Here is a 913-nt window from a genome sequence, read left to right as displayed (position 1 = left end):
TACTTACTGGTATTCGGAGTTTGCAAAGGGTTGGTAAGTCGGGATGACCCCCTAGCCTTAACAGTGCTCTACCCCCAGTAGTATTCGTCCGAGGCGCTACCTAAATAGCTTTCGGGGAGAACCAGCTATCTCCGAGTTTGATTGGCCTTTCACCCCTAGCCACAAGTCATCCGCTAATTTTTCAACATTAGTCGGTTCGGTCCTCCAGTAAGTGTTACCTCACCTTCAACCTGCCCATGGCTAGATCACTCGGTTTCGGGTCTAATCCTAGCAACTATGACGCCCAGTTAAGACTCGGTTTCCCTACGGCTCCCCTAAACGGTTAACCTTGCTACTAAAATTAAGTCGCTGACCCATTATACAAAAGGTACGCAGTCACCCAACAAGTGGGCTCCTACTGCTTGTACGTACACGGTTTCAGGTTCTATTTCACTCCCCTCACAGGGGTTCTTTTCGCCTTTCCCTCACGGTACTGGTTCACTATCGGTCAGTCAGGAGTATTTAGCCTTGGAGGATGGTCCCCCCATGTTCAAACAGGATATCACGTGTCCCGTCCTACTCGATTTCACTAATAAAGCGTTGTTGGTTACGGGGCTATCACCCTGTATCGCGGTACTTTCCAGAACCTTCACCTAACGCTGAACTAACTTAAGGGCTAATCCGGTTTCGCTCGCCGCTACTACCGGAATCTCGGTTGATTTCTCTTCCTCGGGGTACTTAGATGTTTCAGTTCCCCCGGTTCGCCTCATTAACCTATGTATTCAGTTAATGATACTAGCTTATGCTAGTGGGTTTCCCCATTCGGAAATCCCAGACTCAAGTGGCTTTTACTGCCTAATCTGGGCTTATCGCAAGTTAATACGTCCTTCATCGCCTCTGACTGCCAAGGCATCCACCGTGTACGCTTAGTCAC

1 rRNA gene is annotated in these 913 nt (G+C 49.0%); it reads right to left on the bottom strand.

Going from position 1 to position 913, the window contains the following annotated elements:
• Positions 1-913, bottom strand: a 23S ribosomal RNA gene (locus tag PMAL9190_RS19935); the annotation flags it as partial.

It is taken from the genome of Photobacterium malacitanum (assembly GCF_900185615.1).
GTDB classification, from domain to species: Bacteria; Pseudomonadota; Gammaproteobacteria; order Enterobacterales; family Vibrionaceae; genus Photobacterium; species Photobacterium malacitanum.
This window is presented reverse-complemented; position numbering and strand designations above follow the sequence as displayed.